The 6,610-nt window shown below is 65.6% G+C and carries 7 protein-coding genes; 1 reads left to right on the top strand and 6 read right to left on the bottom strand.

What is annotated here, in order from left to right; all coding sequences use genetic code 11:
• The coding region (locus QH195_RS17485; protein ID WP_280436184.1) for a LysR family transcriptional regulator at positions 1–797 on the bottom strand (797 nt) is incomplete at its 3' end.
• A 102-nt stretch (positions 798–899) separates the two neighbouring features.
• Here QH195_RS17485 and QH195_RS17480 point away from each other — a divergent pair.
• Positions 900–1,967 (top strand): YeiH family protein, encoded by a 1,068-nt coding sequence (locus QH195_RS17480; protein WP_432278427.1) that lies wholly within the window; start codon positions 900–902, stop codon positions 1,965–1,967.
• A gap of 22 nt (positions 1,968–1,989) precedes the next feature.
• Here QH195_RS17480 and QH195_RS17475 read toward each other — a convergent pair whose 3' ends face one another.
• The 5 genes from QH195_RS17475 to QH195_RS17455 form a co-directional block, all read right to left on the bottom strand.
• A complete protein-coding gene (locus QH195_RS17475) occupies positions 1,990–2,613 on the bottom strand; it encodes a hypothetical protein (protein WP_280436182.1) in 624 nt (207 codons plus the stop codon).
• Positions 2,614–2,655: 42 nt separating this feature from the next.
• On the bottom strand, positions 2,656–3,612 hold the full coding sequence (locus QH195_RS17470) for an MlaD family protein (protein WP_280436181.1): 957 nt from the start codon (positions 3,610–3,612) through the stop codon (positions 2,656–2,658).
• Entirely contained in the window at positions 3,609–4,706 is a 1,098-nt protein-coding gene (locus QH195_RS17465; RefSeq protein ID WP_280436180.1) for an MlaD family protein, read from the bottom strand. The genes QH195_RS17470 and QH195_RS17465 overlap by 4 nt, the downstream gene beginning before the upstream one ends.
• Positions 4,703–5,806 (bottom strand): MlaD family protein, encoded by a 1,104-nt coding sequence (locus tag QH195_RS17460; protein WP_280436179.1) that lies wholly within the window; start codon positions 5,804–5,806, stop codon positions 4,703–4,705. Before QH195_RS17460 ends, QH195_RS17465 begins: the two co-directional genes overlap by 4 nt.
• The coding region (locus QH195_RS17455; protein ID WP_280436178.1) for an MCE family protein at positions 5,806–6,610 on the bottom strand (805 nt) is incomplete at its 5' end. The genes QH195_RS17455 and QH195_RS17460, both read right to left, overlap by 1 nt.

Below are 6,610 nucleotides of genomic sequence, written 5' to 3'. Positions count from 1 at the left end.
GCGCCGCAGACGGCCGCTATCGGTCGCCGAACTCGCCCGGACTCCGCTCGTGGGGCGCGGGCCCGGCGCCGGCACGCGGGGCCCCCGCGGCCGGGGGCGCCGCGAAATCGGCCAGGGGGGGGCGCGGGCGGGGGGGCCGCCCTGTCGTATTCGTGGCGAGCCCGGTCGCGCGGGGTCCGCGTGCCGGAGCCGGGCTCGCGGACCACGAGCGGAGTCCGGGCGAGTTCGGCGACCGATAGCGGCCGTCTGCGGCGCGTCCACGGATGGCGCGGGTCCACGACGACCACCAGCCGGTCGCGTGCGACCGCGACACTGTGCAGCGCCCGGGGCACGGTCGGGGACTCGACGAACCCGATATCGCAGTGTCCGGCGGTGACATCGTCGAACACCTGCATGGAATTGCGTACCTGGAGATGGATCGTGACGTCCGGAGCCGTTCGCCGGAACTGGCCCAGCCACGCCGGCATCAGATGCTCGGCGACGGTCATACTCGCGCTCGCCGTGAGCTCCGCGGCGCGTTTCTCGCGCATGCCCGCGGCGACGTCGAGTAGTCGGCGGGCGTCCTCGAGAACTTTCCTCGACCAGTGGGCGATAACTGTGCCCTCCGGCGTCAGTGTCGATCCGGTGGGCTTTCGCTGCAACAGCGGTGCGCCGACCTGCGCCTCGAGCCTCTTGATCGCGCGACTGGCGTTCGGTTGTGCGACGCCGGCGATTCTGCTTGCGGCACCGAGACTTCCGTGATCGTCGACTCCGACGAGCAATTCCAGAACCACGAGGTCCGGCCATCCATTGAACATGCTCATATTATATGAGCTAGCGGTTTCACATATCAGATTGATATGTAGTGACAGCGGATTGCCGGCTACCGCCGAAGCGTGGGGCGCAGCAGAGTTCTCGGTATGTCCAGAATTGTTCGCCCGGTCACCGGTCCGCATCGGGTGAGAGATCCAGAAGCCCGGCCGGAAACAGGTCGACGGGTCCGGACCAGGCGCGCGGGCATGGCGGCCGGTATCGCATTGTGCGGCGCCGGAGCGGCAGCGTCGCTGGGAATCGGAAGCCTCCTGCCGGCCGTGAGTCCGCTCTTGATCGCCATCGCGCTCGGCGCCTCGCTGGCCAACCTCGTCGCTGTACCCGGCTGGATCCGGCCGGGTCTGGACTTCTCGTCCAAGCGGCTGCTGCGGATAGGGGTGGCACTACTCGGCCTGAAGCTGATGTTCACCGATGTCGTCGCCCTCGGATGGGGTGTTGTCGCGGTCGTCGTGGCGATCGTCGTTCTCGGCATCGCGGGCACCCTGTACGCGGGCAAACTGCTGGGTCTGTCGTGGACCCAGCGGGTGCTCATCGCGTGCGGATTCTCGATCTGCGGTGCCGCCGCGGTCGCAGCCACCGGTGGGGTCGTCGACGCCGACGAGGAGGAACTGCTGACCGCGGTCGCGCTGGTGGTAGTCTTCGGGACACTGATGATCCCGGTTGTTCCACTCCTGGCGCACGCGATGGGTCTGTCCGAGCAGCAGGCGGGAATGTGGGCCGGCGGCTCGATCCACGAAGTGGCACAGGCAGTGGCGGCCGGCGGTATCGTCGGCGGCGGTGCGCTGGCCGTCGCCACACTGGTCAAGCTGGCCCGCGTACTGATGTTGGCGCCGGTCATGGCCTGTCTGGCCGCGCGCCGGCGGCGAATGACCGACGGCGCAGATACCGGCGGCGCGCAACCGCCGCTTGTCCCGCTGTTCGTGCTCGGCTTCCTCGTCTGCGTCGCCCTGCGCTCGTCCGGGCTGCTCCCGCACCGCCTGATCGACACGGCCCAGCAGGTGCAGGCCGGACTGCTCACTGCGGCGATGTTCGCGCTGGGGATCGGCGTACGCGTGTCGCTGCTGCGCTCGGTCGGGCTACGTCCGGTCGTGCTGGCAACTCTGTCCACCGTGTGGGTAGCGACCATCGCGCTGGTGGGTGCCCTGCTGGTGATCTGAACCTGCCGCTACCGGCCTTTGCTTATTTCGCCGGTAGCGCGGTGTGGAGCCCGCCGACGTCGGTGATGGACCAGTTGTTGTTGCGATCGATCGTCACCGAGTATGTAACGGTGGTCGGCACCCCGTCGGGGGTTTGCACGCTGGTGGAGTTGACGGTGAGGTAGGCGTTGACCTTGTATACGCCACCGGATTCGGAGGTCACCGTGGCGGACTGCGGGGTTGCCCTGGATGTCCATTGCAGTGGTAGCAGGATCTGTTCGAGTTGTGGGGCGGTGGCGTCGAATTTGGCGGACAGTTGGGGACTGGTGCCGGCCTTGAGGCGAGTGAGCCAGCCTCCGACATCATGGAAATCGATCGTCGAGGCACCGAGGGCATAGGTCATGGCGACCTTCTCGGCATGCCGGTTGTCGGCGGCGACGGTGTCGCGATGATCCAGCTCTGATCGTGCCGACCGATACAGGAACCCGAATATCAGCGTGCCGGCGAGGAGCAGAGCCAGCGCAAATGCGGTGAGCACAGTGGACAGCCGAATCGAGAGCGTCACCGCCTTGCGTGCCCGGCTGTCGGGCTCGGGGTCGTCCGACATGCTCGTCGCGGCGGTGCCCTTGTCAGGGGCAGTGGTCTTGTCGTCTGTTGCCGTGGCCATGATTTGTCCTCCTGGCAGGTCGACCATCGGTCCTGAGCGGGGTTACTTGGTGGTGATCCGGAAGTGCAGGGTGCCATCCGGGTCGATTCCGTGGAGGGATTGGTCGATCAGCGCGCTGATATCGAGCCGGGGCGCCCGGCTCAGGGAATCGGTGACGACGGGCTGCAAGACCGGCGCCAGAGGTGCGACGCCGGGCCCGATCTTGTTCAGGAAATCGGTCAGCCGACCCAGGAACGGTGTCAGTCCGTCACCGGTGAAATAATCGGAAACCGGGCGGCTTTCGACCAGCGCCGAGGCCTGCTGGACGACGTTGCTGAGCGACGTGCCGAATTCACCCAGCTCCGGACCACTGGACGTCAGCGCCGGTCCGAGCCACTCGATGTTGCCGCCCAGAGCTTGGATATCGGCGAACAGTCGGCGCATGGTGCCGGTGCGGCTGAGTAAGGTGGCCGCCAGCAACGTGGTCGAGCGTTGCAGGGTTTGCATGGCCGAATCGGTACCCGACAGGGCGCGGTCGAAGGTATCGACAAGACTTGCAATCGTTTGCGGGTGTAGTTGATTCAGCAGGTCGACAAAGCGGGCCGACAGAGCTGTGATGGTCACCGGGACATGCACGAGTTCGGTCGGAATGCGCTGCCCGTCGGCCAGGTACGGGCCTGTGCGGCCCTGCGGGGCGAATTCGATGTAGGGCTCGCCGAGCGCCGAGAGTTGCTCGACGCGCACTCTGCTGGAAATCGGAATGTGATATCGCTTGTCGATACGCAGCCGAACCAGGACATCTCCGGCCTGCTTGCGCACTTCCTGTGCACGACCGACCTGAATGCCGTTGAGCAGCACCGGCGCGTTCACACCCAGGCCCCCGGAGTTGTGCAGGTGCAGGTCGACGGTGAGGTAGCTGCGACGCGGGTCCAGATGCAGCACACCGATCGTCATGTACCCGATACCCAGCACAAGCACCGCGGCGATTGCGGAGAGCGACACTGTTGCTCGCAAGTTCATCGCACGGCTCCGATCATCCGCAATGTGTCGATTATTCGTTCGGTCTGCTGCTGAGGCGGGAGGGCGGCGGCGCCCGGCGGCGAATCGACGGTGATGCCGACCAGATTCAGCTTCGGACCGTGCTCTACGAACGGGATGATTTTGTTCTGGACAAGTTCCACGAGAGTCTTGAAATTCGACGGTGAACCGGTATCGAGGGGATGGCTTCCGAACAACATCGGCACAAAAGCCTGCAGGGCGCGGCTACCGGATTGCAGCGCCGGACCGAGCCAGAGTGCGCTCGGCGCCAAAGGTCCGAGGGCGGTGAGCACATAGACGACGCCGATGGTGGTGTTGATCACGTCGGTGGTGTGTCCGACGCCCTCGGGGGTGAGGAGTTGGTCGAATGCCGGTGCGTTGTGCAGAAGACCCTCATCGACAGTCGATCGCAGGCCGCGCACCAGGTGGTGGATCGAGCCGGTGTCGGCGGCCAGATCCTCGAGGTTCGCGCCCAGAGCATCGGAGACGCGGGCGGTGTCCCGCGGGTCGGTCGGCATGATCGTATTGATCCGATGCACGATGTCCTGGAAGTCGGTGACGGCGCCGCTACCGACGAAGGTGGACAACCGGGTCAGGATGCCCTCGATCGGCGGGGACTGTTTTGTGTCGGCCAATGGAATCGTCGAACCCGGCGACAACTGCCCCGTATCGGGTCCAGCGGGCTCGGTGAGTGCGATGTGCACATCACCCAGCGGTGTTTCCTGCCGCAGCTGGGCGGTGGTGCCCGCGGGAAAGCGCACCGAGTCGCGGATCGCGACATCGGCGACGACGAACCCGCGGTGGCCCGGCCGCCCCGAGGTATCTGCCGCGGCGTCGACGACTGTGAGTGTGTTCAGGTGCCCGACGGTCACGCCGCCTGCGATGACTTTCGCTCCCTGTGGCAGATTCAGCACATCGGCGAATTCGATGCGCAGGTGGTAGGACGGTCCACTGGTGCCGGTGCCGGGGACGGTGATATCGGCCGTCTGAAAGCCGCATCCGGTGGCCGCCATTGCGAAGATGCCCGCGAATATCGCGTATGCGCCTGTTCTCCAGTGCGCCAGGAATCGCCTCATCGTGCACTCACCGCCGCGAGAATTGCAGAAAGACTCGGTATCGTGACCACGCCGTTGTCGGCAGTCCGGCATCGCTGCCGCATGAGGAGTTCCATCGCCGCGCACACTTCGGCTGTGTTCGACCGAGGGAGAGCCAGTTTCGGTGGTGCATAGCCGATGGATATTCGGCCGGTGTTCTTATCGACGGACTCGGTGAACCCTGCCGCGATCGCAGGAGTCATGCGAATGACATCGGACAGTGATCCGACTCCGGCCGACAGCATATGCGGAAGGTTCGGTATCGAGTCGATTGCGCGCAGGGCGGGCGCTCCCAACATCATCACCACGTCGTTGAGCTGGGGGAGCACATCGACCAGATTTGCGACGATACGGACGATCTGGGGAAACTCGAGCGTGTTGATGTCGACGAAAGTCTGGGTCAGGCCGGTCATGGTGGTCTGCACGGTGGGCCAGCCGCCGCGGGCTCGGTGGGTGAGCTCGGTGAGGGCGTCGAGCAGTTTGCCGATATGGCCCACGGCCGCGTCGGGAGCCGATAGTGCGTTGCCGAGTTGCTGGATCAGGGTGTTGATCCGGTCGCCGGATCCGGCGGTGGCGCGATCCAGAGCGTCGAGACCGGCGCCGACTGCGCCCGCCCGGCCGGGTTGCCCGGCACCATTGAGCTGCTGCCCGAGTTGGGCAAGGGCATCGAGGGTCTCGGACAGACTCTTGGGAGTCGACGTTTTCGTGATGCATCGGCTCGGGTCCCAGCCCGGGCCCCGAGGTTCGGCGCCGATGAGGGTGAGCTTCCGGTCGGCGATAATCGTGTCACTGACGGTGACGGCGCCGACGTCCGGTGGCAGCTTGCGGTCGGCGGGTACGGTGAAGCGCACCCGCGCCGTGGCCCCGTCCGGGATGATACCGGTGACCCGGCCGATCGGAACGCCCATGATGGCGACGGCGCTGCCCTCGTACAGGCCGATCGCATCGGGCATCTGCGCGCAATATGTGCGCATGTCCGGCGCGGGCCTGGCGAGCTGCCACCCGATCACCCCCGCCGCGACAAAAGTGACCACCACAAGGGCCGATATGAACCCGCGCGACCCCAGAGCCCGTCTCAGCATCAACATGTCCCTCCTGGTACAGGCACGCAGAAACCGGTCGCCTGGACAGTTGCGGCCGATTGGTCGACCACGACGCCCTGGCCCGGTGGCAGGAAGGGGAGCAATCGCTGTTCCGCGGTGCGCAGCGAGTCCAGGAGCGTGCCCAGCCGGTCGCCGAGATGCTGCAGCTGCGGAATCGCCTCGGCGAATGGCTGTGCCCGCTGTTTCAGCCTGTCGTCCCACGCCCGCCCGAGCGGGCCGAGGTCACCCAATATCGTGGCGAGGTCATCGAGGGTCTGCTGGGCTTGGAATTTATTGTTCTGGATGATGTTTTCCAGCCCTTGCAGTGTCCTCACCAGCTGCACGAGCACATCGGAATTGGCGCTCGAGGCGGTCAAGTACTCGTCGGCCACCGCCAGCGTATCGGAGATATCGGCGTTCTGCCTGTTCATGACGTCGACAAGGCTGGTGGCCGCCTCGATGACGGCACGAACCGAATCGGGGCTCTCGCCCACCGACTCCGCCACCGCGGCGAGATCCTGACGAAATGCGGTGCCGTCGATCTGCCGCACCGGCTGCACGGCATCCTGGAACGCCTGGGTGAGGTTGTAGGGTAGTCCGACCCGCTCTCGCGGAATCACAGCGTCACCCAATGGTTTGTTTCCCATGGGTTCGAGCGCCACGTAATAACCGCCGACGATTGTCAGCATACGGAGATCCAGAGCGGTCTGATCGCCCACGAATACCTCGTCCTCGACGGTGAACTTCATGCGGACCCGGTCCGGCAGCAGCGTCAGCGAATTCACCTTTCCCACCGCTATCCCG

The organism is Nocardia carnea, assembly GCF_029868855.1.
GTDB lineage: Bacteria > Actinomycetota > Actinomycetes > Mycobacteriales > Mycobacteriaceae > Nocardia > Nocardia carnea_A.
The sequence above is the reverse complement of the archived record's forward strand: the minus strand, read 5'-3'. Positions and strand labels throughout refer to the sequence as shown.